Below are 26,897 nucleotides of genomic sequence, written 5' to 3'. Positions count from 1 at the left end.
TTAGCTGTTCACCCGGCCGAGGTAGTCGCTGGTGCGGGTGTCGACCTTGATCTTCTCACCCGTGGTGATGAAGAGCGGGACCTGGATCTGGTGACCGGTCTCCAGCGTGGCCGGCTTGGTGCCGCCGGTGGAGCGGTCGCCCTGGACGCCCGGCTCGGTCTCCTGGATGGTCAGCTCGACGGCGGCCGGGAGCTCGACGAAGAGCACCTCGCCCTCGTGCTGGGCGACCGTGGCGGTGAAGCCCTCGACGAGGAAGTTGGCGGCGTCGCCGACGGCCTTGCGGTCGACCATGAGCTGGTCGTAGGTCTCCATGTCCATGAAGACGAAGTAGTCGCCGTCCATGTAGGAGAACTGCATGTCGCGCTTGTCGACGGTGGCCGTTTCGACCTTGACGCCGGCGTTGAAGGTCTTGTCGACGACCTTGCCGGAGAGCACGTTCTTGAGCTTGGTGCGCACGAAGGCCGGGCCCTTGCCGGGCTTGACGTGCTGGAACTCGACGACGGACCAGAGCTGGCCGCCTTCGAGCTTGAGCACCATGCCGTTCTTGAGGTCGTTCGTGGAAGCCACGGTTGCGGAATCTCCTGGACTGGACTGACGTGGACGACCCCGGGGCGGGCGTGCGCACAGCGCGAAGGCTAGAGCGCGAGCAGCTCCTTGGTCGTGATGGTGAGTAGCTCGGGTCCGCCGTCCGCCTCGGGGCGCACGACGAGCGTGTCATCGATCCGGACCCCGCCCCGGCCGGGGAGGTGGACCCCCGGTTCGACGGTGACCGGCACACAAGCGTCCAGTTTACCCATGGCCGCAGGGGTCAATTGAGGGTCCTCGCGGATTTCCAGTCCGACACCGTGACCGGTGAGGACGGGGAGGGCCTCGCCGTACCCCGCGGAGTCCAGGACGTGGCGTGCCGCACGGTCCACGTCGCGGCAGGCCGCGCCGGGGACGAGGGACTCGCGTCCGGCGCGCTGGGCCGAGAAGACGAGGTCGTACAGCTCGATCTGCCAGTCCGCGGGGGCCGTGCCGATGACGAAGGTGCGGCCGATCTCGCAGCGGTAGCCGCGGTAGGTGGCGCCGAGGCAGACGGAGAGGAAGTCGCCCTCCTCCACGCGGCGGTCGGTGGGGCGGTGACCGGGGCGGCCGGCGTTCGGGCCGGTGGCCACGGAGGTGGGGAAGGCGGGGCCGTCGGCGCCGTGGTCGACGAGGCGGCGCTCCAGTTCGAGCGCGAGGTGGCGCTCGGTGCGGCCCACGAGGATGGACTCCAGGAGTTCACCGAGGGCCTGGTCGGCGATCTCCGCGCCGATGCGGAGGCAGGAGATCTCCTCCTCGTCCTTGACGACCCTGAGCTGTTCGACCGCGCCGGCGATGCCGGCCAGGCGCAGCCGGGGTGCGGCCGAGCGGAGCGCGCGGTGCCGGGTCACGGTGAGGTGGTGCTCCTCGACGGCGAGGGAGTCGACGCCCTGGGTGAGGGCGAGGCCGGCTGCCGCGACGGCGGCGTCGCCGCCGGTGCCGGGCGTCACGTGGACGCGCAGCGACTCGTCGGGGCGGCTCTGCGGTGACCGGTCGTCGGGTGGGTCCGCGCACACCAGGACGTCCTCGGTTCCGCCCAGCAGCAGCACGGCGCCCTCGGGGGCGGCGCCCGCGAGGTAGCGCACGTTCGCGGGGCGGGACACCAGCGCCGCCGCGCTGCCGCTCGCGTTGCAGCACTCCCGTAGCCGCGTCCGGCGGATCGCGTAGACCTCTGACATTCTTCGAGCGTAGGAGCGGTGGCCGGATGTCGCCGGTCGAGCGGGGCCGAGTGGGGGGCTCGGGCGTCCTCGCGCAGCCCGGTCACATCGAGGGGTCCGCGCTCACCACGGTGGGGGGCTGGCTATCGAGCGGGCCAGGACGTCGTCCAACATGCGGGCGGTCCCCGGTATGTCCAGCTGCGAGTTGTCGATGATCGGCAGACCCGAGCCGTACCAGCCGGCCATGCGGCCGTGGATGCGGGCGACCTCCTCGTCGCTCAGGCGACGGTTGCCCGTGCGCTCCGCGTTGCGCTCCAGGACGATGTCCAGCCCCGGCAGGAGGACGACCGGCAGCAGGCCGGGTCCCACGTGCCGCTTCCAGCCGCCGAGGCCGACGACCGGGCGGTCGGGGAAGACCGCGTCGTCGAGGATGCAGGAGATGCCGTTGGCGAGGAAGTTGCGCGCGGCGAAGCCGCAGGTGCGGCGGGCCAGACGGTACTGCGCCTCGGAGTTGTCGTTCCACCCGGACTGCGGATCGGCGAAGCCCGAGCGGACCCACTCGCGTACGTCGTCGAGGCTGATGTGGGCGGTCGGGACCCGGCGGTGGTCCGCCCAGTACTTGGCCACGCTCGTCTTGCCGGCCCCCGCCGGGCCGATGAGCAGCACGGCGATGATCGTCCCGGCCGGATCGGGTGCCGCGGGGGCCTGCGGCGGGCTGGGCATGCCGACCGGACCGCCGGGCGGCAGCGGCACGTGCCCCGTGGTGTCCGGCGGCGGGGGCATCGAGGCGTGCCGCGGACCCGCGGGGGGCACAGGCGCGGGGAGGCCCGGTGCCGGAGGAGGCACGGGCGCGGAGGCGGGTCCCGGGGGCCGGCCCGGGTGGTGTGCGGCCGGTGACCATCCGACGGCCGGTCCCTGCCCCGGCTGGTGGGGCGGCGGCAGCGGAGAACCCACTGCGTGCTGCATCCGGTGCCACTCCGTCTCGTACAGGCAATGGGGCGCTGACAGCGGGGGGTTCCCGCGTGCTACCGAACGGTACCGCCCCCTGCCGTCGTTGTGTGAACGGCCGGGGGCGGTGCCGAGTGCCCGCTCTACTCGCCCACCTCACCGTACGCGGCGAGCAGGACGGCCGGGTCGGGTCCTTCGAACACCGTGGGCCTGGCAAGACCGTCGAGGACGATGAAGCGCAGCAGGTCGCCGCGGGACTTCTTGTCGACCTTCATGTTCTCGACCAACTTGGGCCACTGGTCGTAGCGGTAGCGCAGCGGCAGGCCGACCGATTCCAGGATCGTGCGGTGCCGGTCCGCGGTGGCGTCGTCCAGACGGCCCGCGAGACGGCCGAGTTCGGCGGCGAAGTGCATGCCCACCGCCACCGCGGCGCCGTGGCGCCACTTGTAGCGCTCGTTCTTCTCGATGGCGTGGCCGAGGGTGTGGCCGTAGTTGAGGATCTCGCGCAGGCCCGACTCCTTCAGGTCGGACGAGACGACGTCGGCCTTGACCCGGATCGAGCGCTCGATGAGTTCCGCGGTGTGCGGACCGGCCGGGGTACGGGCGGCCTCGGGGTCGGCCTCGATGAGGTCCAGGATCGCCGGGTCGGCGATGAAGCCGGCCTTGATGACCTCCGCCAGTCCCGAGACGTAGTCGTTGACCGGGAGGGAGTCCAGGGCGGCCAGGTCGCACAGGACGCCGGCGGGCGGGTGGAAGGCGCCGACGAGGTTCTTGCCCTCGGCGGTGTTGATGCCGGTCTTGCCGCCGACGGCCGCGTCCACCATGGCGAGGACCGTGGTGGGTACGGCGATCCAGCGGACGCCCCGCAGCCAGGTCGCCGCGACGAAGCCGGCCAGGTCGGTGGTGGCGCCGCCGCCCACGCCGACGACGACGTCGGTGCGGGTGAACCCGGACTGGCCGAGCGCCTTCCAGCAGTAGGCCGCGACCTCGTAGGTCTTGGCCTCCTCCGCGTTGGGCACCTGGATGGCGACCGCCTCGTACCCCTGTCCGGCGAGGTCCGCGCGGAGCGCGTCACCGGTCTCGGCGAGAGCCTCCGGGTGCACGACCGCGACCCGCTTGGCCTTCTCGCCGATCAGGCCGGCCAGTTCACCCAGGAGCTGACGCCCCACCAGGACGTCGTAGGGCTCGGTGCCCGCCGTCCCGCCGATGTGGATCCGCGTCACTTCCTCGTTGCTCATGCTTCCTTCAGCTCCAGTGCGTCCAGCGCGGCCTCGGCGACCTCTTCCGGCGTGTGTCCGTCGGTCGGTACGACGGCCGTGGCGACCTCCTCGTACAGGTGCCGGCGGGCCTCCATCAGCTCCCGCCACTGCTTGCGCGGGTTGACGGCGAGCAGGGGGCGGGCGACGCCCAGGCCGGTGCGCCTGACGGCCTCCTCGACGTCCATCGAGAGGTAGACGACCCGCTGTCCGGCGAGGAGCGCGCGGGTGTCCGCGTCGAGGACCGCGCCGCCGCCCAGGGCCAGGACGCCGTCGTGCCCGGTGACCGCCGAGTGCACCGCGCGCTTCTCGATCGCGCGGAAGGCGGCTTCGCCCTCGTCGACGAAGATGTCGGCGACGGTCCTGCCCTCGGCGGCGACGATGTCGTCGTCGGTGTCCCGATAGCCGACGCCCAGCCGCTCCGCCAGCAGGTGCCCGACGGTGGACTTGCCCACGCCCATCGGGCCGACCAGCACGAGCACCGGGCTCATCGGACGGCCAGGTTGTCGAGGTACGAGGTCACGTTGCGCCGGGTCTCGGTGACGCTGTCGCCGCCGAACTTCTCCGCGACCGCGTCCGCGAGGACCAGGGCCACCATCGCCTCGGCGACGATGCCGGCGGCCGGCACCGCGCACACGTCGGAGCGCTGGTGGTGGGCGGCCGCCTCCTCGCCGGTGACGACGTCCACGGTCTTCAGCGCGCGCGGCACGGTGGCGATCGGCTTCATCGCCGCGCGCACCCGCAGCAGCTCACCGGTGGTCAGTCCGCCCTCGGTGCCGCCGGAGCGGCCCGAGGCACGCCTGATGCCCTCGTCGGTGGCGAGGATCTCGTCGTGCGCCTTGGAGCCGGGGACGCGGGCCAGGTCGAAGCCGTCGCCGACCTCGACGCCCTTGATGGCCTGGATGCCCATGAGCGCGGCGGCCAGGCGGGCGTCGAGGCGCCGGTCCCAGTGCACATGGGAGCCGAGGCCCACGGGAACGCCGTACGCCAGCACCTCCACCACGCCGCCGAGGGTGTCGCCGTCCTTGTGGGCCTGGTCGATCTCCGCGACCATCGCCTTCGACGCGTCCGCGTCCAGGCAGCGCACCGGGTCCGCGTCCAGCCGCTCCACGTCGGCGGGGGTCGGGTACACGCCGTAGGGCGCCTTGGCGGCGGCCAGCTCGACGACGTGACTGACGATCTCGATGCCGGCCGTCTCCTTCAGGTACGACCGTGCCACCGCGCCCAGTGCCACGCGGGCGGCCGTCTCGCGGGCGGAGGCGCGCTCCAGGATCGGGCGGGCCTCGTCGAAGCCGTACTTCTGCATGCCCGCCAGGTCGGCGTGGCCGGGGCGGGGCCGGGTCAGCGGGGCGTTGCGCGCCAGGCCGGCCAGCACCTCGGGGTCGACCGGGTCGGCGGCCATGACCTGCTCCCACTTCGGCCACTCGGTGTTGCCCACCATGACCGCGACCGGGGAACCGAGGGTCAGACCGTGCCGGACGCCGCCGAGGAAGGTGACCTCGTCGCGCTCGAACTTCATCCGGGCACCGCGTCCGTAGCCCAGCCGCCGCCTCGCGAGGTGGTCCGCCACCATCTCCGTGGTGATCGGCACGCCGGCGGGAAGCCCCTCCAGCGTCGCGACGAGTGCGGGACCGTGCGACTCCCCCGCGGTCAGCCAGCGCAACCTGCTCAACGGTGCTCCTCCGTGCTTCGCGCCCCGGTATGCCCTGCGTACGCGCCTCTTCGCGTACGGCTGTGGCGTGACGGGGTGCGCGGCCCCGGTCCGCCACCTCCGATCCTCCCACGTCCGGGCGGGGGTCCGGCCGCCGGTCCATCAGGCGGACGGCCGGGATCACGGGCCGGGGCATTGGTATTCAGGCCTGGCCGTCGCCCTCGCGCCGCGACGGCGCGTAGGCGCCGAGGAAGTCGGCGCCGCTCGGCTGCCGGGCGCCGGCCGGTGCCGTGGGCCGCGGCGCGTACGGGCCCAGGTGGTCGGTCCCGCTCCCCTGGCCGTGCGGCGCCGCCGTGGGGACCGGCTGCCCCGAACGGGCGGCGCGGCGGTGCGCGATCCTGCGTTTGATCTTGAGAACCCAGGACGCGACGACGGCGAGCACGATCAGGGCCAGCACCGTGATCTGCACCCAGTCGGGCAGGAAGCCCAGCACGGACTCGAACATCTGGGACTTCCACGATGCCAGTGGCATGCCTGCGGACATGGAACCTGTTCCCCTCCCGTGTTCCGCCCCCTGCGGAACCGAAGGGGGATCCTAGCGGGCGGCGAGGGCCCGTTCTCCCGCTTTTCGCATGGCGTCCAGCGGAGCCGGCGAGCGCCCCGTCATCTGCTCCACCTGGAGCACGGCCTGGTGCACCAGCAGGTCGAGTCCGCTGATCACGGCTCCCCCGTACGCGGACCACCGCGCGGCGAGGACGGTCGGCCACGGGTCGTAGAGCACGTCGAAGAGGGCCGTCGGGCGCTCGGGCACGGCCCGGGCCAGGACGTCGGTGACGCCGGCCGGGGTGGTGCTGACGACCAGCGGGGCGCGCAGCGCCTGCTCGGCGTCGTCCCAGCCGGCGATGCGGACCGCGACGCCGAGCCGCTCGGCCCACTGGCGCATCTGAGCGGCCCGGGCCTCGCTGCGGACGTGGACGGTGACCTCGCCCGAGCAGATCCGGGCCAGGGCGGCCAGCGCGGAGGAGGCGGTGGCGCCCGCGCCCAGGATGGCAGCGCTGTCCACCTGGTCGATGCCGTGCTCGCGCAGGGCGGCGACCATGCCGGGGATGTCGGTGTTGTCGCCGGTCCTGCGGCCGTCCTCGGTGAAGACCACGGTGTTCACGGCGTCCACCGAGGCCGCCGTGACACTGATGTCGTCCAGCAGCGGGATGACCGCCCGCTTCAGCGGCATGGTCAGCGACAGCCCCGCCCATTCCTGGCCCAGCGTCTCGAAGAACCCCGGCAGCGCCTGCTCGTCGACCTCGAAGCGGTCGTACGTCCATCCCCCGAGCCCCAGCTCCGCGTACGCGGTGCGGTGCAGCACCGGGGAGAGGGAGTGGGCGATCGGCGAACCGAGTACCGCCGCCCGCCGTGCCCCGGCCCTAACTGGCATTGAACTTGTCCTTCAGCTTCAGGAACTCGGAGTGCGTCCTGGCGAACTCCGTCTTGTTCACGCCGTCGGTGGCCACGAAGTAGATCCAGCCGTCGGACGTGGGGTTCAGCGCCGCCTGCAGGGCGTCCTCACCGGGGTTGCCGATGGGGCCGGGCGGCAGGCCCTTGTTGGTGTAGGTGTTGTACGGGTCCTTGTTGCTGTTGATCTCGGACTCGCTGATGTCGATGTTGCTCTCGCCCTTCAGGTAGTTGAAGGTCGAGTCGAACTGCAGGAGTTGGTAGGTCTCGGTGTTGCTGGTCTTGAGGCGGTTGTAGACGACCTCGGACATCTTGCGGAAGTCGTCGTGGGTCTTGCCCTCGGCCTGTACCAGGCTCGCGACCGTCACCAGTTCCCACGGTCCCTCAAGACCCAGGCTCTCGGCCTTCTCCTCGAAGTTCAGTTCCGTGTACGTCTCGGTGGCGCGGGCCACCATCTGTTTCAGCACGGCCTCGGGCTTCTGGCCCTTGGCGACGGCGTAACTGGACGGGTAGAGGAAGCCCTCCAGCGGATCCTTGACGTCGTCGTGGTTCACGGCCCAGTCGGGCAGGCCGAGGGTCTTCCACTTGGTCTCGGCGACCTCGGCCGTGGTGCCCTCCTCGAGTCCGAGGCGCTTGTCGATGGCCTCGTAGACGCGGGCGTTGCGCCAGCCCTCGGCGATGATCAGGTTGTTGCGGCTCTTGGGACTGAGCATCAGCTCCACCGCGCTCGCGGCCGACATCTCCTTCTGCAGCGTGTAGACGCCGTCCTGGATGTTCTTGCCCTCCGGGTTGGAGGCCTGGGCCGCGACGAACGCGTCGACGCTCTTGATCACACCCGCCTTCTTGAGCTCCTGGCCGATGGCGTACCCGCCGGAGCCCTTGGGGATGGTGACGGTCACCTGCTCACCGTTGCCGGATCCCGCGAAATCGGGGGCGCTGCCGAAACGATCCTGGTAGAACTGGTACCCGAAGTAACCGACACCGGCCAGGCCGCCGCCGAGGACCACGACCACCACGAGACAGGCCAGGCCGCTGCGTCGTTTCTTCTCCTTGCCGCCCCGGCGCTCGCCGCGTCCCCGCCGGTCGGCCGGCTCGTCGTCACGGCCGTCGTCCTCGTTGCGGCCGTCATCGTCGCCGCCCGAGAAGAAGGCGTGTTCGCCCTGGTCGGGGCCCGGGTCCCAGTCGGTCTCCGGCTCGGGTTCGGCACGCCGGCGGCCGGGCGGCTCGGGCGGCGGGTAGGCCTCGGGGCTGCCGTAGTAGTCGGGCTGCTCGCCGTACCCGGCCTGCTGGGCGTAGGGGTCCGTCGGGCCGACGGCGTAGGGGTCCTGCGGGTAGGAACCCGTGGGCCAGCCGTTCTGGTCGTACTGCGGCGGCTGCTGGGGCGCGTACTGCTGCTGGTCGTACCCGTGCTGCTCGCCGGTGCCCCAGTCGCCGTACCGCGCGTGCGTCTGCGGCTGCTGCGGATGGTGCTGCGGCTGGCCGCCGTAGGGGGACTGCGGGCCCTGGGCCTGCTGTCCTCCCCATCCGTCGTCCCCGTACAACGGGTCGTCCGGATGCCACGGTTCGGAGCCTCGGCCCCGGCCATACTCAGTCATCGATCCCCTAGAGCCGCGAGGCGGCGGTCACCCCGGCCACCTGAGGACCACGGCTCCCGTCCCGCCTCTCTTAGTGCGGCGGCTGTTCGAACACCGCCCGCATCGCGCGGAACGTTACCGTATCGCGATCAGACGACCACTTCGACGCCCTCGCCGGGTGGCTTGCCTGACACCCGTTCGGATTCCAGTGCCTGCTGGAGAATGATCACGGCGGCGGCCTGGTCGATGACGGAGCGTCCCTTCCTGGACTTCACCCCCGAGGCGCGCAGTCCCTGACTCGCCGTGACCGTCGTCATGCGCTCGTCGACGAGCCGGACCGGAACGGGCGTGATCAGACGGGCCAGTTCCCCCGCGAAGCCGCGGACCTTGATCGCGGCCGGGCCCTCGCCCCCCTTGAGGGAGCGAGGGAGACCGACGACGACCTCGATCGGCTCGTACTCCTCGACGAGCTGCCGCAGCCGTCGGTGCGCGGCGGGGACGTCCCGGCCGGGGACGGTCTCGACCGGCGTGGCGAGGATCCCGTCGGGGTCGCAGGACGCGACCCCGATGCGGGCGTCCCCCACGTCGATCGCGAGACGGCGGCCGCGGCGCATCACCGGGCCGTCCGTCTGCTCGTTCACCCGGCCGTTCACGTGGCGGTGTCCGCCACGAGGCGCTCGACGGCCTCGACGGCCTCGCCGACGGCGGCCGGGTTCTGTCCGCCGCCCTGGGCGACGTCCGGCTTGCCGCCACCGCCGCCGCCGAGCGTCTTGGCGGCGGTGCGCACCAGGTCACCGGCCTTGAGACCGCGCTCGCGTGCGGCCTCGTTGGTGGCGATGACCGTCAGCGGCTTGCCGTTGTTCACGGCGAAGAGGGCCACGACTGCGGCCCGGCCGCCCTGGATGCGGCCGCGCACGTCGAGGACCAGCTTGCGCAGGTCGTCGGCGGCGGTGCCGTCCGGGACCTGACCGGTGACCAGTGCGACGCCCTTGATGTCCTTGGCGGACTCGGCGAGACCGGCGGCGGCCTGGAGCACCTTCTCGGCGCGGAACTTCTCGATCTCCTTCTCGGCGTCCTTCAGCTTGCCGAGCATGGCGGAGACCTTCTCCGGCAGCTCCTCCGAGCGGCCCTTGAGCAGTTCGGTGAGCTGGTTGACCACCGTGTGCTCACGGGCGAGGAAGTGGTAGGCGTCCACACCGACCAGGGCCTCGATACGGCGGACACCTGAGCCGATGGACGACTCGCCGAGGAGCTTCACCAGGCCCAGCTGGGCGGTGTTGTGCACGTGGGTACCGCCGCACAGCTCCTTGGAGAAGTCGCCGATGGTCACCACGCGCACGCGCTCGCCGTACTTCTCGCCGAACTCGGCGATGGCGCCCTGCTTCCTGGCCTCGTCGATGCCCATGACGTCGGCGCGCACGTCGAGGTCGCGGGCGAGTACCTCGTTGATCTTCTGCTCGACGTCGACCATGACCGTCTGCGGCACCGCGGACGGCGAGCCGAAGTCGAAGCGGAAGCGGCCGGGCTGGTTCTCCGAACCGGCCTGGGCGGCCGTCGGGCCGAGGGCGTCGCGCAGGGCCTGGTGGGTGAGGTGGGTGGCCGAGTGGGCGCGGGCGATGGCCTTGCGGCGGCGGTCGTCGATGGAGGCGTGGGCCTTGGCTCCGACGGTGATCTCACCGACCTGGACGACGCCCTTGTGCACGTAGACGCCCGGGACCGGCTTCTGGCAGTCGCGGATCTCGATGACGGCACCGGTGTCGGCCCTGATCCGGCCGGTGTCACCGATCTGGCCGCCGCCCTCGGCGTAGAACGGGGTGCGGTCGAGGACGATCTCCACCTCGTCGCCCTCCGTGGCGGCCGGCGAGGAGACGCCGTCGACGAGGATGCCGACGACGGTGGACTCGCCCTCGGTGTCGGTGTAGCCGATGAAGTCGGTGGCACCGGCGCGGTCGGCGATCTCGCGGTAGGCGCCGAGGTCGGCGTGGCCGGTCTTCTTGGCCTGGGCATCGGCCTTGGCGCGCTCCCGCTGCTCCTTCATCAGTCGGCGGAAGCCCTCCTCGTCCACGGAGAGGCCCTGCTCGGCGGCCATCTCCAGGGTGAGGTCGATGGGGAAGCCCCAGGTGTCGTGGAGCAGGAACGCCTTGTCGCCGGGCAGGACGGTGGAGCCCGCGGCCTTGGTGTCGCTGACAGCCGTGTCGAGGATGTTGGTGCCGGCCTTCAGCGTCTTGAGGAAGGCGTTCTCCTCGGCGACGGCGACCTTCTCGATCCGCTCGCGGTCGGTGATCAGCTCCGGGTACTGCTGCCCCATCATGCCGATCACGACGTCGATCAGGTCCCTGACGACCGGGCCGGTGGCGCCGAGCAGGCGCATGTTGCGGATGGCGCGGCGCATGATGCGGCGCAGCACGTAGCCGCGGCCCTCGTTGCCGGGGGTCACTCCGTCGCCGATGAGCATCACGGAGGTGCGCATGTGGTCGGTGACCACGCGCAGGGAGACGTCGGAGGCCTGGGCGTCGCCGTAGCGGACGCCGGTCAGCTCGGTGGCCTTGTCGATGACGGCCATCGAGGTGTCGATCTCGTACATGTTCCGCACGCCCTGCAGAATCATGGCGAGCCGTTCGAGCCCCAGGCCGGTGTCGATGTTCTTGCTGGGCAGGTCCCCGAGGATCGGGTAGTCCTTGCCCGGACCCTCGCCCCGCTCGTACTGCATGAAGACGAGGTTCCAGATCTCCACGTACCGCTCGTCGTTGACGGCGGGACCGCCCTCGGCGCCGAACTCGGGGCCGCGGTCGTAGTTGATCTCGGAGCAGGGACCGCAGGGGCCGGGGACGCCCATGTCCCAGAAGTTGTCCTTCTTGCCCAGGCGCTGGATGCGCTCGGCGGGCACGCCGACGACGTCGCGCCAGATCCGCTCGGCCTCGTCGTCGTCCTGGTAGACGGTGATCCACAGGCGCTCGGGGTCGAGGCCGTAACCACCCTTGTCCTGGGGACTGGTGAGCAGCTCCCAGGCGAGCTTGATGGCGCCTTCCTTGAAGTAGTCGCCGAAGGAGAAGTTGCCGCACATCTGGAAGAACGTGCCGTGGCGGGTGGTCTTGCCGACCTCTTCGATGTCGGGGGTGCGTACGCACTTCTGCACGCTCGTGGCGCGCTCGAAGGGCGGCTTGACCTCGCCCAGGAAGTAGGGCTTGAAGGGCACCATGCCGGCCGGGACGAGCAGCAGAGTCGGGTCGTCCGCGATGAGCGACGCCGACGGGACGACGGTGTGCCCGCGCTCCTCGAAGAAGCTCAGCCAGCGGCGGCGGATCTCGGCCGACTCCATCAGTGGTCCTCATTCCGGTTGTACGGGTACGTCGTGTACGTCGACTTCTGCCCCGGGCCCTCGACGTACTTGGGGCTGTTGCGGTTCTCGATGACGGCGTAACCCCGGGGCGGGGGGAGAGCGCGGTCGACGGGGGCGTTCAGCCCGAGGGCGTCACCCAGTTCGGCCTCACGCCGGGCCATGTTGTCGCGGACCTCGAGGGCGAAGTCCACCGCTCGGTCCCTGAGCCGGCCGCCCGCCTCGATCGCCTTGTTCGCCGCGGCGACGGCGAGGTTCTCGGGCGTCAGCTGCTTGAGCTTGCGATTGACCTTGGTGGTGGCCCATACGCCGGTGGCGACACCGGTGGTGAACCAGAACGTTCGGCGGAACATCGTCGGGTCAGTCCTTCTTTCCCCGGGCCCGCTTTTCCCGCCGCGCGCCCGGGACGGTGCGGCCCACGATCACGGTACGCCTCGGCGCCTTGGCCGGGGCGTCGTCCTTGCGGCCGCTGACGGCCCGGCGGACGCCGTAGCCGAAGGCGGCGACCTTCACCAGGGGGCCGCCGAAGGTGGAGGCCACGGTGGTCGACAGCGCGGAGGCGTTGGAGGTGACCTCCTGGACGTCGGAGGCGATGGCGTCGACCCGTTCGATCTGGGTCTGCGCCGACCGCACCGCCGTGGAGGCGTCGGCCAGCAACGGCACCGCCTGGTCGGTCACCTCCGCCACGAGTCTGGTGGTCGCCCGGAGCGTCTGGGCCAGCCTCACCAGCGCGACGGCGAGGAAGGAGACCAGGATCGCCCAGAAGACGGCCACCAGGATTCCGGCCACCTCGCCACCGGACACTGTGTGCACCCGCTCCCTTGAAACGCGCCTGAACATCGAGAAAGTCGTGTGCCCGAGCCTATCGCGCCGGTGAGGTCCCTCCGCACCGGATTACGGTCCGCCACCGGCGAAGTCGCGGTGAGGAGAGGGCCGGGCGAACACGAGCCCGCCGCCTCGTCCGCCCTGAGGGGCGGGGAGACGGCGGGCTCGGGACACCGCGTGCCTGCTGGGATCAGCGGGCGTAGTACTCGACGACGAGCTGCTCGTCGCAGATCACGGGGATCTCCTTGCGGTTCGGCTCGCGGTCCAGGCGGAACGCCAGGGCCTTGAGGTTCACCTGGAGGTAGCGCGGGATCTCACCGTCGGGGGCGAAGCCGCCTTCACGGGCGATCGTGAAGAGGGTCTTCTCCTTGCTGCGGTCGCGGACCTGCACGACGTCGTCCGGGCGGACACGGAAGGAGGGCTTGTCGACCTTCTTGCCGTTGACCTGGATGTGGCCGTGGGTGACCATCTGGCGGGCCTGGTAGATCGTGCGGGCGATGCCCGAACGCAGGACCAGCGCGTCGAGGCGCCGCTCCAGCTCGACGATCAGGGCCTCACCGGTCTTGCCCTGCACCTTGGAGGCACGCTCGTAGGCGCGGACCAGCTGGCGCTCGGAGAGGTCGTACTGCGCGCGCAGACGCTGCTTCTCCAGCAGACGGACCTTGTAGTCCGAGTTCTGCTTGCGGCCACGGCCGTGCTCACCCGGCGGGTAGGGGCGGGCCTCGAAGTACTTGACGGCCTTCGGGGTCAGCGCGATGCCGAGGGCACGCGACTTCTTGACCTTGGGGCGGGACTGGTTCGCCACTTCTTTTCCTTTTCCTTTTCGGCTGCCTCAGGGTTACGGGAGGTCGCATCCGCAGCCGGGGAATTCCCAGCAGGTCCGCTTCGGACGAGCCGGGCAGCCGCTCCCCTGGTCTGGGCACATACGTGCAGCACACGAACGGCCCACCGACCGGTCCCGGGACTGACGGGTGGTGGTGGGCTGCCCGCGACACCTACGACGGTGCGCGACGCTCCTGGATCGAAGGATCCGGCTGGATGTCCCGCCTGAGGCGCCGACCGGAGCCGGACACGGGACGCAGCACTTCGGGCAAGTCTACAGGGTGGTCAGGACCGCTTCCGACCGAGGTGCTTCCTGGTCCATTCGACCGCGTCCGCGTACCTCGCCTCCGCACCGTGCCGCGTGGGCTCGTAGTACTCGCGGTCCTTCAGGGCGTCCGGCGCGTACTGCTGCTCGGCGATGCCCTCGGGCAGGTCGTGCGGGTAGGTGTAGCCCTTCCCGTGCCCCAGCTTCGTCGCGCCCTTGTAGTGGCTGTCCCGCAGGTGGGACGGCACGGGACCGGCCAGTCCCTTGCGCACGTCGTCCAGGGCGGCGCCGATCGCGGTGGTCGCCGCGTTGGACTTCGGGGCGAGGGCGAGCGCGATGGTGGCGTGGCTGAGGGTGAGCGCCGCCTCGGGGAAACCGATCATCGCCACGGCCTGGGCGGCGGCGACCGCGATGGGCAGCGCGCCGGGGTCGGCGAGGCCGATGTCCTCGCTCGCGGAGATCATCAGCCGGCGTGCGATGAAGCGGGGGTCCTCGCCGGCCTCGATCATGCGGGCCAGGTAGTGCAGGGCGGCGTCCACGTCGGAGCCGCGGATGGACTTGATCAGGGCGCTGGCGACGTCGTAGTGCTGGTCGCCGTCGCGGTCGTACTTCACCGCCGCCCGGTCGACCGTCTCCTCCAGCGTGGTCAGGGCGATCTCCGCCTCGCCCTTGTCCAGCGCGGCTCCCGCGGCTGCCTCCAGGGCGGTCAGCGCGCGGCGGGCGTCGCCGCCGGCGATGCGCAGGAGGTGGTCCTCGGTGTCCTCGGGGAGGGCGAGGGCGCTCCTGAGACCCCGCTCGTCGCTCAGGGCGCGCCTCAGCAGGTCCCGCACGTCGTCGTCGGTGAGCGGTTCGAGGGTGAGGAGCAGGGACCGGGAGAGCAGCGGGGAGATGATCGAGAAGTAGGGATTCTCGGTGGTCGCGGCGATCAGGGTGACCCAGCGGTTCTCCACGGCCGGGAGCAGGGAGTCCTGCTGGGCCTTGCTGAAGCGGTGGATCTCGTCGAGGAAGAGAACGGTCTCCTGGCCGTACCCGCCGGAGGCGCGGCGGGCGCCGTCGATGACCGCGCGGACCTCCTTGACGCCCGCGGTGATCGCCGACAGTTCGACGAAGCGCTTGTTGGTGGCCTTGGAGACGACGTAGGCCAGGGTGGTCTTGCCGGTGCCGGGCGGGCCCCAGAGGACGACCGAGGAGGGACCCGCGGGCCCCGAGGCGCCCTCGCCGACCAGTCTGCGCAGGGGGGAACCCGGCTTCAGCAGGTGCTGCTGGCCCACGACCTCGTCGAGGGTGCGCGGGCGCATCCGGACCGCCAGGGGGCTGCCCGTCGGGTCCTTCTCCTGGCGTTCTTCTGCTGCGGCGGTGAACAGGTCGGGCTCCACGTTGAAACCCTAAGGCACCGCACCGACAGCCCGGGGCGGCCGGTCAGCTGGTCCAGAAGTCCCACCAGCGGGTCAGGATCAGCATGCCGATGATCCCGATGTGCAGGACCGGCATGACCCAGGTGAACTCGCCGAAGAAGCTCTTCAGCCAGCCCGGTGCGGGCAGGAAGCCCTTGCGGACGTTGAACGACGTCACATACCAGAACATGATGATCGTGGCGACCCAGGCCAGGCAGCACCACAGGCACAGGGCGTTGATCCGGTACAGCGACTGGAACATCAGCCAGGCGCAGAAGACGACACCGAAGAGCGTGCCCGCGTTGAGGGTGAGCCAGTACCAGCGCGGGAAGCGAGCCCGGGCGAGCAGGCTCATGCCGACGCAGACGACGATGCCGTAGGTCACGAGGCCGAGCATCGGGTTGGGGAACCCGAACACGGAGGCCTGGTCGCTCTCCATGACGCTGCCACAGGACACCACCGGGTTGAGACTGCATCCCGGGACGAACGTCTCGCCCTTGACCTTGGCCTCGAGCAGCTTGAACTTGTCGAGCGTGATCACCCACGCGGCGAGCACACCGGCCGCGCCCGTGATCACCAGGAGCAGGGCGAACGCCCGGCTCGCGCCTTCCGTGCGCGGGGCGGAGGTGCGCTCCGGCGAGGGCGGGTTCTCGGGCTCCATGTCGACGTCCCTGACTGTCGTCTTGCTCATCACGCCGATTCCGTCACTGGGAGGTGGGGACCTGCTTCGGGCAGGGGCCATTGTGCCGTACGGGGCTGTGGGTCCGCCGTTGTGCGGGCATAAGAACGTACGGCTGATCACCCGCGGGCGTTCGATTCCGGCCGACGCCCGTCCGGTGGCCGTACGCGCGTTCCGTACGGCGTCCCCCGCCAGGGTGCCACGACGTCCCGCACCGCCGACGACGAAGGCGCCGGGCCCCGGAGGGGACCCGGCGCCCGTGCGCGGGTCAGCCGAGCCGCGACTCCAGCTCGGCCACGATCTCGTTCACGCCGACCGCCGACTGCTCCCCGGAATCCAGGTCCTTGAGCTGGACCACGCCCTCGGCGAGGTCGCGTTCACCCAGGAGCAGCGCGTACCGGGCGCCCGAACGGTTGGCCGCCTTCATCGCGGCCTTGAGGCCCTTGCCGCCGTAACCGAAGTCCGCGGCCACCCCGTTCTTGCGCAGCTCGGTGACCTTCGAGAACAGCACCCGGCGGGCCTCCTCGCCGAGCGGGACGGCGAACACACTGGTCGTGGCGGGGAGTTCCAGCTCGACGCCCTCCGCCTCCAGGGCCAGCACCGTGCGGTCGACGCCCAGGGCCCAGCCGACGGACGGCAGCGCGGGGCCGCCGATCATCTCGGACAGGCCGTCGTAGCGTCCGCCGCCGCCCACCGCGGACTGCGAGCCCAGGCCGTCGTGGACGAACTCGAAGGTGGTGCGCGTGTAGTAGTCCAGGCCGCGCACCAGCTTGGGGTCGTCCTCGAAGGTCACACCCGCCGCGGAGATCAGTTCGCGGACCTCCTCGTGGTACGCCTTGCACGCGTCGCACAGGTAGTCGCGCAGCAGGGGGGCGCCGGCGAGCTGCTTCTGCACCGACTCGCGCTTGTCGTCCAGCACCCGCAGCGGGTTGATCTCCGCGCGGCGCAGGGTGTCCTCGTCCAGGTCCAGCCCGCGCAGGAAGTCCTGCAGCGCGGCCCGGTACACCGGGCGGCACTCCTTGTCGCCCAGGCTGTTGAGCAGGATGCGGAAGTCGCGCAGGCCCAGCGAGCGGTACGCCTGGTCGGCGAGGATGATCAGCTCGGCGTCGAGCGCCGGGTCCTCCGCGCCGATCGCCTCGGCGCCGACCTGGGAGAAGTGGCGGTAACGGCCCTTCTGGGGGCGCTCGTAGCGGTAGTACGAGCCGGAGTACCAGAGCTTCACCGGGAGGTTGCCCGCCTTGTGCAGGTTGGCCTCCAGGGCGGCGCGCAGCACGGAGGCGGTGCCCTCGGGGCGCAGGGCGAGCCGGTCGCCGCCCTTGGTCTCGAAGGCGTACATCTCCTTGGTGACGATGTCGGTGGACTCGCCGACACCGCGCGCGAACAGCTCGACGTTCTCGAAGCCGGGCGTCTCGATGTAGCCGTAGCCGGAGTTGCGCAGGGGGGCGGCGATGGCCTCGCGCACGGCCAGGTACTTGGCGCTGTCCGGCGGGATCAGGTCGTACGTGCCCCTGGGGGCCTTGAAAGTGCTCACGGAAGTCTCTCGTCACATTCCTCGTCGGGGAGCCTCGGATGCTCCCTGGCCGGCGGCCACCTGCCGCAGGTACGGGTTGGTGGCGCGCTCCTGACCGATGGTCGTCTGGGGGCCGTGGCCGGACAGCACCACGGTCGAGTCGTCGAGCGGCAGGCACACGCGGGCCAGCGAGCCGAGCATCTCGGCCATGTCACCGCCCGGCAGGTCGGTGCGTCCGATGGAGCCGGCGAACAGCAGGTCGCCCGAGAAGAGGACCGGCGGGACGTCCGCGGCCTCGGGCATGCCGAAGGTCACCGACCCCTTGGTATGGCCCGGCGCGTGCGCGACGGAGAACTCCAGGCCCGCGAGCCGCAGCCGCGCGCCGTCGGTGAGCTCCTTGACGTCGTCCGGCTCCCCCACGGTCAGCTCGCCCATCAGCGGCATGCCGATGGCGCGGCCGATCCCCTTCTCGGGGTCGCTCATCATGTAGCGGTCCTCGGGGTGGATCCAGGCCGGTACGTCGTGCGCCCCGCACACGGGGACGACGGAGGCGACGTGGTCGATGTGACCGTGGGTGAGGACGACGGCGACGGGCTTGAGCCGGTGCTTGCGGACCGCCTCCGCGACGCCGTCGGCGGCCTGGTGGCCGGGGTCGATGATCACGCACTCCTCACCCGCGGCGGGGGCGACGAGATAACAGTTCGTCCCCCAGGCCCCGGCGGGGAACCCGGCAATGAGCACGATCGTCCTTCGTTGTGTCGATACGGGAGGCTTGCGACGGGGCGGCGCCCGTGGTCAGAGCCTACCGGCGCTGCCGATTCCTCAGCGAACCCATATACGGTACGGGGCACACGCAGGCGGTCGGCTCACCGCACGCACGCACGCGTACCGGCCGGCACACGAGACGCATGAGGAGAGAACCCGGTGGTCAGCCAGGAACAGCGGCGGCGTCAGCTCGCCCGGGAGAAGTTCTTGCGGCAGCAGCAGCGGCGCACCGAGGCGCGTCGCACGTCGCGGATCCGCAACTCGGTGATCGCGTCCGTGCTCGGCGTGGTCCTCGTGGGCGGCGGCGCACTGTACGCGACCGGGGCGCTGGAGCGGGACGACGACAAGACCGACGCGAACGCCGAGGTCACGCCGAGCGCCGCACCGACGAGCAAGGCCCCGGACCCGTGCGAGAAGCCCGCGGACGGCAAGGTCGAGAAGCAGACCTGGAAGAAGGAGCCGGCGATGTCCATCGACAGGTCGGCGACGTACACGCTGAAGCTGGACACGACCTGCGGGCCGATAGACGTGGCGCTGAAGGCGTCGGCGGCGCCGCACACGGTCAACTCGTTCGACTTCCTGGCGAACAAGGGCTACTTCGACCACAGCAAGTGCCACCGGCTCACCACCAACGGCATCTACGTGCTGCAGTGCGGTGACCCGACCGGCACCGGCACCGGCGGCCCCGGGTACACGATCCCCGACGAGAACCTGAAGGACGAGGTCCTGAAGGAGAACATCTACCCGGCGGGCACGGTCGCGATGGCCAACACCGGGCAGAAGGACAGTGGTGGCAGTCAGTTCTTCCTGGTCTACCAGGACAGTCAGCTGCCGCCCAACTACACACCGTTCGGTACCGTCTCGGACGCCGGCATGAAGGTGCTCAAGAAGATCGCCGGCGCCGGGGAGAACACCGGAGCCGGGGACGGGGCGCCCAACGCGACGGTCGTGATCGACAAGGCGACCGTCACCGAATCCTGACCCCCAACTGCGGAATTTCGGTCGCGCGGGATGCGGACAGGCATCCCGTCGGTCGCCTATGTTGGCCGTGACGAAACTGTGGACGATGCCCGGGGGAGCTCGCAGGCCCCTCGACGGCATCATGTGGAGGAGGCGCTGTGAGCAGCGACCCGTGGGGCCGCGTCGACGAGACGGGGACCGTGTACGTGCGTACGGCCGACGGCGAGAAGGTCGTCGGTTCCTGGCAGGCCGGCTCCCCCGAGGAGGCGCTGGCCTACTTCGAGCGCAAGTACGAGGGCCTGGTTGTCGAGATCGGCCTCCTCGAGAAGCGAGTGAAGACCACCGACCTGTCGTCCAAGGACGCGCTGACCGCGATCGAGCACCTGCGCGAGCAGGTCGACGCCCATCACGCGGTCGGTGACCTGGACGCCCTCAGGGCCCGGCTGGACAAGCTCGTGGAGCTGGTGGACAAGCGGCGCGAGGAGCGCAAGGCGCAGCGGGCCAGGCAGTCCGACGACGCGCGTCACGCCAAGGAGGCGCTGGTCGTCGAGGCCGAGGAGCTCGCGCGGTCCGACCAGTGGCGGGCGGCCGGTGAGCGGCTGCGGGCCCTGGTGGACACCTGGAAGGGCCTGCCGCGGCTGGACCGCAAGTCCGACGACGAACTGTGGCACCGGTTCTCGCACGCGCGGTCGGCGTTCTCCAAGCGGCGCAAGCAGCACTTCGCGCAGCTGGACGCGCAGCGCGAAGAGGCCCGCAGGACCAAGGAACGGCTGGTCGCCGAGGCCGAGTCGCTGTCGAACTCGACGGACTGGGGTCCGACGGCCGCCCGTTACCGCGACCTGATGACGGAGTGGAAGGCCGCGGGCCGTGCCCAGCGCGAGCACGAGGAGGACCTGTGGAACCGCTTCCGCGGCGCCCAGGACGTCTTCTTCGCCGCCCGCAGCTCGGTCTTCGCGGAACGTGACGCGGAACAGGCGGAGAACCTGAAGCTGAAGGAGGAGCTGGCCGGGGAGGCCGAGAAGCTTCTGCCGATCACGGATCTGAAGGCCTCGCGGGCCGCCTTCCGGGCGCTCAACGAGCGCTGGGAGGCCATCGGTCATGTGCCGCGGGACGCCCGCCCGAAGGTCGAGGGCCGGATGCACGCCGTGGAGCGCGCCCTGCAGGAGGCCGAGGAGGCCGAGTGGCGCCGGACGAACCCGGAGGCACGCGCGCGTGCCGCGGGGCTGACCGGTCAGCTCCAGGCCGCCGTGGACAAGCTGAAGGGCCAGATCGAGCAGGCCCGGGCGCAGGGCAACACCGCCAAGGCCGAGAAGCTCGAGCGTGAGCTGGAGGGCCGCCAGGCCCTGCTGGACCAGGCTCTGAAGGGTCTGCAGGAGTTCGGCGGCTGAACCCGTCGCACGTCATGAGGGGCTCCTTCCAGAAGGAGCCCCTCATTCGTGTGTCGGCGGCCGCACGACGGCAGCCCCCTCCTAGGTCCGGTTGCGGGCGGATGTCACCCGGTAGACGTCGTACACGCCCTCCACGCCGCGTACGGCCTTCAGGACGTGGCCCAGGTGCTTGGGGTCGCCCATCTCGAAGGTGAAGCGGGAGGTGGCGACCCGGTCGCGGGAGGTCTGGACGGCCGCGGAGAGGATGTTGACGTGCTGGTCGGACAGGACGCGGGTGACGTCCGACAGCAGCCGGGAGCGGTCCAGGGCCTCGACCTGGATGGCGACCAGGAAGACGGAGGACTGGGTGGGTGCCCACTCGACGTCGAGGATCCGCTCGGGCTCACGGGACAGGGAGTCGACGTTGACGCAGTCGCTGCGGTGCACGGAGACGCCGCTGCCGCGGGTGACGAAGCCGATGATCGGGTCGCCGGGCACCGGCGTGCAGCAGCGGGCCAGTTTCACCCAGACGTCGTCGACGCCCTTGACCACCACACCGGGGTCGGTGCTGGAGCGGCGCTTGCGGCTGCGTCCGCGGGCCGGCGGGACCGACTCGTCGATCTCCTCGGTGGCCGCCTCCTCGCCGCCGAGGGCCTGGACGAGCTTCTGCACGATGTTCTGCGCGGAGACGTGACCCTCGCCGATCGCCGCGTACAGCGCGGAGATGTCCGAGTAGCGCATCTCGTGCGCCAGCGTGACGAGCGAGTCGCCGGTGAGGATGCGCTGGATCGGCAGGTTCTGTTTGCGCATCGCGCGGACGATGGAGTCCTTGCCCTGCTCGATGGCCTCGTCCCGGCGCTCCTTGGAGAACCAGGCACGGATCTTGTTGCGGGCGCGGGGCGACTTCACGAAGCCGAGCCAGTCGCGGGAGGGTCCCGCGCCGGCCGCCTTGGAGGTGAAGACCTCCACCAGGTCGCCGTTGTCGAGGGTGGATTCCAGTGGTACGAGACGGCCGTTGACCCGTGCCCCTATGGTGCGGTGGCCGACCTCGGTGTGGACCGCGTACGCGAAGTCCACGGGGGTGGCGCCTGCGGGAAGCGCTATGACGTCGCCCTTGGGGGTGAAGACGAAGACCTCGTTGCGGGACAGGTCGAAGCGCAGGGACTCCAGGAACTCGCCCGGGTCCTCGGTCTCCTTCTGCCAGTCCAGGAGCTGCCTCAGCCACGCCATGTCGTTGAGGTGGTCGTCCTTGCTCCTGCCGGACGACTTGGGGGCGTCGGTGCGCACCTTCGAGGCGCCGGCGACGGCCTCCTGCTTGTACTTCCAGTGCGCGGCGATGCCGTACTCCGCGCGGCGGTGCATGTCGAAGGTGCGGATCTGCAGCTCGACGGGCTTGCCGCCGGGGCCGATGACCGTCGTGTGCAGCGACTGGTACATGTTGAACTTGGGCATCGCGATGTAGTCCTTGAACCGGCCGGGGACCGGGTTCCATCGCGCGTGCACCGTGCCGAGGGCCGCGTAGCAGTCGCGGACGGTGTCCACGAGGACGCGGATGCCCACCAGGTCGTAGATCTCCGCGAAGTCACGGCCGCGGACGATCATCTTCTGGTAGACGCTGTAGTAGTGCTTGGGGCGGCCGGTGACGGTGGCCTTGATGCGGGCCGCCCTGAGGTCCTGCTGCACCTCGTCGGTGACGATGGCGAGGTACTCGTCGCGCTTGGGGGCGCGCTCGGCGACCAGGCGGACGATCTCGTCGTACATCTTGGGGTAGAGGATCGCGAAGGCGAGGTCCTCCAGCTCCCACTTGATGGTGTTCATGCCCAGGCGGTGGGCGAGCGGCGCGTAGATCTCCAGGGTCTCGCGCGCCTTCTTCTCCTGCTTCTCGCGCTTGAGGTAGCGCATGGTGCGCATGTTGTGCAGGCGGTCGGCGAGCTTGATGACCAGGACGCGGGGGTCCTTGGCCATGGCGACGACCATCTTGCGCACGGTCTCGGCCTGCGCCGCCTCGCCGAACTTGACCTTGTCCAGCTTGGTGACGCCGTCGACGAGGAGGGCCACCACGTCACCGAAGTCGCGGCGCAGGTCCTCCAGGCCGTACTCGGTGTCCTCGACGGTGTCGTGCAGCAGGCCGGCCATCAGCGTGGCCGGGTCCATGCCCAGCTCGGCGAGGATGGTGGTGACGGCGAGCGGGTGCGTGATGTACGGGTCGCCACTCTTGCGCTTCTGGCCGCGGTGCCAGCGCTCGGCGACCTGGTAGGCGCGCTCGATCTGGCGCAGCGTCGCGTTCTCGATCTTGGGGTCGTTGCCGCGGACGATCCGCAGCAGCGGCTCCAGCACCGGGTTGTAGGGGTTGGCGCGCTGGACGCCGAGCCGGGCGAGGCGGGCACGGACGCGGTTGGAGGAGCCGGAGCGGGCGGGCTGACCGGTGTTGGGGCGGGCCATGGGGGCGGGCGGGCCCGGCTTGGGGCGCGGCTGCTCGGGCTTGTCGACGGGCGCGGACTGGGCGTGCTGGACCGGCCCACGCGTGTCGTTCTTCGCGTGGGGCGCGCTCGGCGCGGGCTTCGCCGCGGCCGCCGAGGCGGACTCGGGCTTGGCGGCGGTCAGGTGCTGGGCCTCGTCTGGCAAGAGGACTCCTCGTGCGCGATCCGGGTCCCCGGTCAGGCTCCGGAGACCCCATGGTAGCGATCCCCCGCCCGCGGATCGCCTTCGGAGCGGTGTGAGGACCGTCTACCCCGGAAACGCACGGGGCGGACACCGGATTCCTCCGGGTCCGCCCACGTGGTTCTCCTGTGGCCGGTCAGACCGTGAGCAGCGCCTCGAGGGGTGCGCCCGCGAGGGCCGGCTCCAGCCGGGCACGGCCGCCGAGGAAGCCGAGCTCCATCAGCACGGCGAGGCCCGCCACCTCGGCGCCCGCCCGGCGGATGAGCTGGACCGACGCCTCGGCGGTGCCGCCGGTGGCGAGGACGTCGTCGACCACCAGGACGCGGTCGTCCGCACGGAGGTCCTCCGCGTGCACCTCGATCTCGGCGGAGCCGTACTCCAGGTCGTACGCCTGGCTGAGGGTGGCTCCGGGGAGCTTGCCCGCCCTGCGCACGGGGATGAAACCGAGGCCGGCGCGGACGGCGACCGGGGCGCCGAGGATGAAGCCCCGTGCCTCCAGGCCGACGATCTTGGTCGCGCCGGTGCTCCGGGCGATGCCGGCGAAGGCGTCGCTCAGCGCGGAGAATGCCGCGGGGTCCGCCAGGAGCGGGGTGATGTCCTTGAACATCACCCCCGGCTCCGGGTAGTCCGCCACGTCCCGGATCCGGCTGAGCAGCAGGTCCGAGATGTCGGTGAGCTCGGTCATCGGCGCTTCCCCGAGGGACGGCCCCGGCCGCGGGTGCGGGAGGCGGGCTGGCTGCGCGGACCGACGACCGCGGGCGCGGCGTCGTCCGGCTCGTCGTCGTCATCCCCGCCGGCGGCCGCGACCGTCTGCGGTTCCTCCGCGTCCCCGCCCTGGGCCCGCTTGGCCATGACCCGCTTCTTCAGGGACTTCATCGACGGCTCGAGTTCCTTGAGGTCGGCGACGAGCGGGGTGGCGATGAAGATCGAGGAGTACGCACCGGCCGCGAGACCGACGAACAGCGACAGCGAGATGTCGTTCAGCATGCCGGCGCCGAGGACACCGCCACCGATGAACAACAGGCCCGCCACCGGCAGCAGCGCGACCACCGTGGTGTTGATGGAGCGGACCAGGGTGCTGTTGATGGAGCGGTTGGCGATCTCGCTGTACGTCCAGCGGGTCTGTTTGGTGATGTCCTTGGTCTGTTCCTTGAGGCTGTCGAAGACGACGACCGTGTCGTACAGCGAGTAACCGAGGATGGTGAGCAGACCGATCACCGTGCCGGGCGTGACCTCGAAGCCGACGAGGGCGTAGATACCGACGGTGATGGTGATGTCGTGGATCAGCGCGACGAACGCGGCGAGCGCCATGCGCCACTCGAAGGCGATCGCCAGGTAGATCACGACGAGGATCATGAAGATGCCGAGGCCCTGCCAGGCCTTGTTGGCGATCTGTTCACCCCAGCTGGGACCGACCAGCTCGGCGTTGATCTGCTCGGCGTCGACCTTGAGGTCCTCGGCGAGGGTGTCCTTGATCTTGTCCGAGGTCTGGGTGTCGATGCCGGCGACCTGGATGCGCATGGTGCCGTCGCCGAGCTTCTGCACGATGGCGTCGTGGCCGGAGGCGTCCTCCGCGTACCCCTCGGCCGTGGCGACCGACACGCTCATGTTCTTCGGGGTGGTGAAGACCGCTCCGCCCTGGAACTCGATGCCCATGTGCAGGCCGCGCACCGCCAGGCCGAGGATGGCCGTGATGGTGATCAGGATGGAGACGCCGTACCAGATCTTGCGGTTCTTGACGAAGTCGTAGCCGATCTCGCCGTGGTGCAGTCGGGCGCCGAGGGTGCCGAGCTTCGACATCTCTCACGCCTCCTTCGTCTGGGCAGGGGCGGAGGGACGGCGGGTACGGCGCAGGGGCGGTTTCGCGCCCAGCGCCTTCGGGTCGAGACCGGACCACTTGTGGCCGCTCGCGAAGAACTTCCGGCGGGCCATCAGCGTCAGCAGCGGCTTGGTGAAGAGGAACACCACCACGACGTCGAGCACGGTGGTCAGGCCCAGCGTGAACGCGAAGCCCTGCACCTTGCCGACGGTGACGACGAAGAGCACGGCGGCGGCGAGGAACGACACGAAGTCGGACACCAGGATGGTGCGCCGGGCGCGCGGCCAGGCGCGCTCGACGGAGGGACGCAGCGAGCGGCCCTCGCGGATCTCGTCCCGGACCCGTTCGAAGAAGACGATGAACGAGTCCGCCGTGATGCCGATGGCGACGATGGCACCGCACACGGCCGGCAGGTTCAGCGCGAAGCCGATGGCCGGGCCGAGCAGCGACATGATCACGTAGGTGAGGGCGGCGGACACCAGCAGGGACAGGATGGCGATGAAGGACAGGCCGCGGTAGTAGAACAGCAGGTAGAGCACGACCAGGGCGAGGCCGATGGCGCCGGCGATCAGGCCCGCCTTCAGCTGCTCACCGCCGAGGGCCGCGGTCACGGTGGTGACGCTGTCCTCGCGGAAGGTCAGCGGCAGGGCGCCGTAGGACAGCATGTTGGCCAGTTCCTGCGCCGACTGCTGGGTGAAGTTGCCGGAGATCTCGGCGTTGCCGCCGGTCAGCGCCTGGCTGACGTACGGGTCGGAGACGACCTCGTTGTCCAGCACGATGGCGAACTGGTTCTGCGGGGACTGCTTCTGGGCGAGCTGGCCGGTGATGTCGGCGAACTTCTTGGCGCCCTTGTCCGTGAAGTCCATGGTCACGGTCCAGCCGGCGCCGGTCTGGGTGTTCAGGACGGCCTTGGCCTCGTCGACGTCCGTGCCGTCGACCGCGGCGGGGCCGAGGATGTACTTCTGCCACTGGCCCTGGGAGTTCTGGCCACAGGCGACGGTCGTGTCGCTGGACTTGGACCCGTCACCGGCCTTCGCGCGGACGCTCTCCTTGGTGCAGTCGAGCGCGGCGTACTGGGCCTGGAGCTTGCCGTCGGCGTCGCCCGAGGTGCCGCCGGTGGCGGACGGTGAGGGGCTGGCCTTGCCGCTCGGGGAGCCGGACGGGGTCTCTTCGGCCTTCAGGGCGTCGGTGACCGCGCGGCCCTGCGTGGTGGCGCTCGCCGACGGGCTGCCGGAGGCGGACGGGGACGCGCCGTCCGTCGCCTTCTCCGTGGCCTTGTCGGTCGCCTTGTCCTTCCCGGAGTCCTGCTCCGAGCCGTTTCCGGTCGCGCTGGGCGTCGGAGCGGCCCCGCCGCCGGCGAGTTCGGTGGCGATCACGGGACGGAAGTAGAGCTTGGCGGTGGTGCCGACCTGTTCCCGGGCCTGCCTGGAGTTCGTGCCCTTGGGAATGTTGACGATGATGTTGCGGGTGCCCTGCGTCTGGACCTCGGCCTCGGAGACACCGAGACCGTTGACACGCCGCTCCATGATGGAGACGGCCGTGTCCATGTTGGTCTTGTTGATCGCGGACTCCTGGCCGGCCTCGGGGACCGCCGCCAGCGTGATGCTCGTTCCGCCGGCCAGGTCGATGCCGAGGCGCGGAGTCGTGTGCCCGGAGGCGAACATCCCCCCGGTGAGCGCCACGATGGCGATCAGGATCAGAGCGAGCGAGCGCCACGGCTTACTTGTGGCGCTCGCGTTCCGTCCCTTTTTGAGTGCTGCCACCTTCTCGTACTCCCTCTCGGGCCGTCCCGTGCCGGGTCAGGGGCGGGCGGCCATGACATGGTGTCGGGATTCCGTGCGAGCTGGGCATGTCCCGGGGCGCGCGGACGGTACCCGCGCGCCCCGGGACACGA

Annotated in this window: 24 protein-coding genes; 2 read left to right on the top strand and 22 right to left on the bottom strand. The window is 70.7% G+C overall.

What is annotated here, in order from left to right; all coding sequences use genetic code 11:
• From efp to BU52_RS20405, 18 genes are all read right to left on the bottom strand, one after another.
• The gene (gene efp, locus BU52_RS20490) at positions 1-567 is read right to left on the bottom strand and encodes an elongation factor P (RefSeq protein ID WP_006131211.1); all 567 of its coding nucleotides are present in this window, start codon (positions 565-567) and stop codon (positions 1-3) included.
• Positions 568-635: 68 nt separating this feature from the next.
• Positions 636-1,742 (bottom strand): aminopeptidase P family protein, encoded by a 1,107-nt coding sequence (locus tag BU52_RS20485; RefSeq protein ID WP_037936447.1) that lies wholly within the window; start codon positions 1,740-1,742, stop codon positions 636-638.
• 102 nt (positions 1,743-1,844) lie between these two features.
• A complete protein-coding gene (locus BU52_RS20480; protein ID WP_078903356.1) occupies positions 1,845-2,687 on the bottom strand; it encodes a Pro-rich N-terminal domain-containing protein in 843 nt (280 codons plus the stop codon).
• Positions 2,688-2,812: 125 nt separating this feature from the next.
• The gene (gene aroB / locus BU52_RS20475) at positions 2,813-3,907 is read right to left on the bottom strand and encodes a 3-dehydroquinate synthase (protein WP_037936444.1); all 1,095 of its coding nucleotides are present in this window, start codon (positions 3,905-3,907) and stop codon (positions 2,813-2,815) included.
• Complete coding sequence (locus tag BU52_RS20470; protein ID WP_037936441.1) at positions 3,904-4,416, bottom strand: shikimate kinase; 513 nt, start codon at positions 4,414-4,416, stop codon at positions 3,904-3,906. Before BU52_RS20470 ends, aroB begins: the two co-directional genes overlap by 4 nt.
• Entirely contained in the window at positions 4,413-5,597 is a 1,185-nt protein-coding gene (aroC, locus tag BU52_RS20465; protein ID WP_037936439.1) for a chorismate synthase, read from the bottom strand. Before aroC ends, BU52_RS20470 begins: the two co-directional genes overlap by 4 nt.
• 181 nt (positions 5,598-5,778) lie before the next feature.
• Positions 5,779-6,120 (bottom strand): hypothetical protein, encoded by a 342-nt coding sequence (locus tag BU52_RS20460; RefSeq protein ID WP_037936437.1) that lies wholly within the window; start codon positions 6,118-6,120, stop codon positions 5,779-5,781.
• A 51-nt stretch (positions 6,121-6,171) separates the two neighbouring features.
• Positions 6,172-7,008, bottom strand: a complete 837-nt coding sequence (locus BU52_RS20455) for a shikimate dehydrogenase (RefSeq protein ID WP_037936435.1) — start codon at positions 7,006-7,008, stop codon at positions 6,172-6,174.
• Entirely contained in the window at positions 6,998-8,620 is a 1,623-nt protein-coding gene (gene mltG / locus BU52_RS20450) for an endolytic transglycosylase MltG (RefSeq protein WP_037936432.1), read from the bottom strand. Before mltG ends, BU52_RS20455 begins: the two co-directional genes overlap by 11 nt.
• A gap of 128 nt (positions 8,621-8,748) precedes the next feature.
• Positions 8,749-9,213: a Holliday junction resolvase RuvX gene (gene ruvX, locus BU52_RS20445; RefSeq protein WP_037936642.1), complete on the bottom strand. Its 465-nt coding sequence runs from the start codon at positions 9,211-9,213 to the stop codon at positions 8,749-8,751.
• A 35-nt stretch (positions 9,214-9,248) separates the two neighbouring features.
• The gene (gene alaS, locus BU52_RS20440) at positions 9,249-11,918 is read right to left on the bottom strand and encodes an alanine--tRNA ligase (protein ID WP_037936430.1); all 2,670 of its coding nucleotides are present in this window, start codon (positions 11,916-11,918) and stop codon (positions 9,249-9,251) included.
• The gene (locus BU52_RS20435) at positions 11,918-12,289 is read right to left on the bottom strand and encodes a hypothetical protein (protein WP_037936428.1); all 372 of its coding nucleotides are present in this window, start codon (positions 12,287-12,289) and stop codon (positions 11,918-11,920) included. The genes alaS and BU52_RS20435 overlap by 1 nt, the downstream gene beginning before the upstream one ends.
• A gap of 7 nt (positions 12,290-12,296) precedes the next feature.
• Complete coding sequence (locus BU52_RS20430; RefSeq protein ID WP_037936426.1) at positions 12,297-12,740, bottom strand: DUF948 domain-containing protein; 444 nt, start codon at positions 12,738-12,740, stop codon at positions 12,297-12,299.
• Positions 12,741-12,951: 211 nt separating this feature from the next.
• The gene (rpsD, locus tag BU52_RS20425; protein WP_037936423.1) at positions 12,952-13,566 is read right to left on the bottom strand and encodes a 30S ribosomal protein S4; all 615 of its coding nucleotides are present in this window, start codon (positions 13,564-13,566) and stop codon (positions 12,952-12,954) included.
• 302 nt (positions 13,567-13,868) lie between these two features.
• Complete coding sequence (locus BU52_RS20420; protein WP_037936422.1) at positions 13,869-15,224, bottom strand: replication-associated recombination protein A; 1,356 nt, start codon at positions 15,222-15,224, stop codon at positions 13,869-13,871.
• A gap of 43 nt (positions 15,225-15,267) precedes the next feature.
• A complete protein-coding gene (locus BU52_RS20415) occupies positions 15,268-15,933 on the bottom strand; it encodes a vitamin K epoxide reductase family protein (protein WP_037936419.1) in 666 nt (221 codons plus the stop codon).
• A gap of 256 nt (positions 15,934-16,189) precedes the next feature.
• Positions 16,190-17,452: a histidine--tRNA ligase gene (hisS, locus tag BU52_RS20410; RefSeq protein ID WP_037936418.1), complete on the bottom strand. Its 1,263-nt coding sequence runs from the start codon at positions 17,450-17,452 to the stop codon at positions 16,190-16,192.
• A 12-nt stretch (positions 17,453-17,464) separates the two neighbouring features.
• Positions 17,465-18,172 carry an MBL fold metallo-hydrolase gene (locus tag BU52_RS20405; RefSeq protein WP_037936417.1) on the bottom strand — a complete coding sequence of 236 codons (708 nt, stop codon included), beginning with the start codon at positions 18,170-18,172 and terminating at the stop codon, positions 17,465-17,467.
• 183 nt (positions 18,173-18,355) lie between these two features.
• On the opposite strand from BU52_RS20405, the gene BU52_RS20400 reads away from it, so the two are divergent.
• The gene (locus BU52_RS20400) at positions 18,356-19,177 is read left to right on the top strand and encodes a peptidylprolyl isomerase (protein ID WP_037936416.1); all 822 of its coding nucleotides are present in this window, start codon (positions 18,356-18,358) and stop codon (positions 19,175-19,177) included.
• Positions 19,178-19,314: 137 nt separating this feature from the next.
• The gene (locus tag BU52_RS20395) at positions 19,315-20,544 is read left to right on the top strand and encodes a DUF349 domain-containing protein (RefSeq protein WP_037936415.1); all 1,230 of its coding nucleotides are present in this window, start codon (positions 19,315-19,317) and stop codon (positions 20,542-20,544) included.
• Between the two features lie 81 nt (positions 20,545-20,625).
• Here BU52_RS20395 and relA read toward each other — a convergent pair whose 3' ends face one another.
• The 4 genes from relA to secD form a co-directional block, all read right to left on the bottom strand.
• Positions 20,626-23,148 carry a GTP pyrophosphokinase gene (relA, locus tag BU52_RS20390; RefSeq protein ID WP_037936414.1) on the bottom strand — a complete coding sequence of 841 codons (2,523 nt, stop codon included), beginning with the start codon at positions 23,146-23,148 and terminating at the stop codon, positions 20,626-20,628.
• A gap of 172 nt (positions 23,149-23,320) precedes the next feature.
• Complete coding sequence (locus BU52_RS20385) at positions 23,321-23,869, bottom strand: adenine phosphoribosyltransferase (RefSeq protein ID WP_037936411.1); 549 nt, start codon at positions 23,867-23,869, stop codon at positions 23,321-23,323.
• Positions 23,866-24,984: a protein translocase subunit SecF gene (gene secF, locus BU52_RS20380; RefSeq protein WP_037936410.1), complete on the bottom strand. Its 1,119-nt coding sequence runs from the start codon at positions 24,982-24,984 to the stop codon at positions 23,866-23,868. Before secF ends, BU52_RS20385 begins: the two co-directional genes overlap by 4 nt.
• 3 nt (positions 24,985-24,987) lie before the next feature.
• The gene (secD, locus tag BU52_RS20375) at positions 24,988-26,766 is read right to left on the bottom strand and encodes a protein translocase subunit SecD (RefSeq protein WP_078903355.1); all 1,779 of its coding nucleotides are present in this window, start codon (positions 26,764-26,766) and stop codon (positions 24,988-24,990) included.
• Positions 26,767-26,897: the final 131 nt, after the last annotated feature.

It is taken from the genome of Streptomyces toyocaensis (assembly GCF_000725125.1).
Taxonomy (GTDB): domain Bacteria; phylum Actinomycetota; class Actinomycetes; order Streptomycetales; family Streptomycetaceae; genus Streptomyces; species Streptomyces toyocaensis.
Note: the sequence above shows the minus strand (reverse complement) of the source record. Positions and strands in the feature narration are given on the sequence as shown.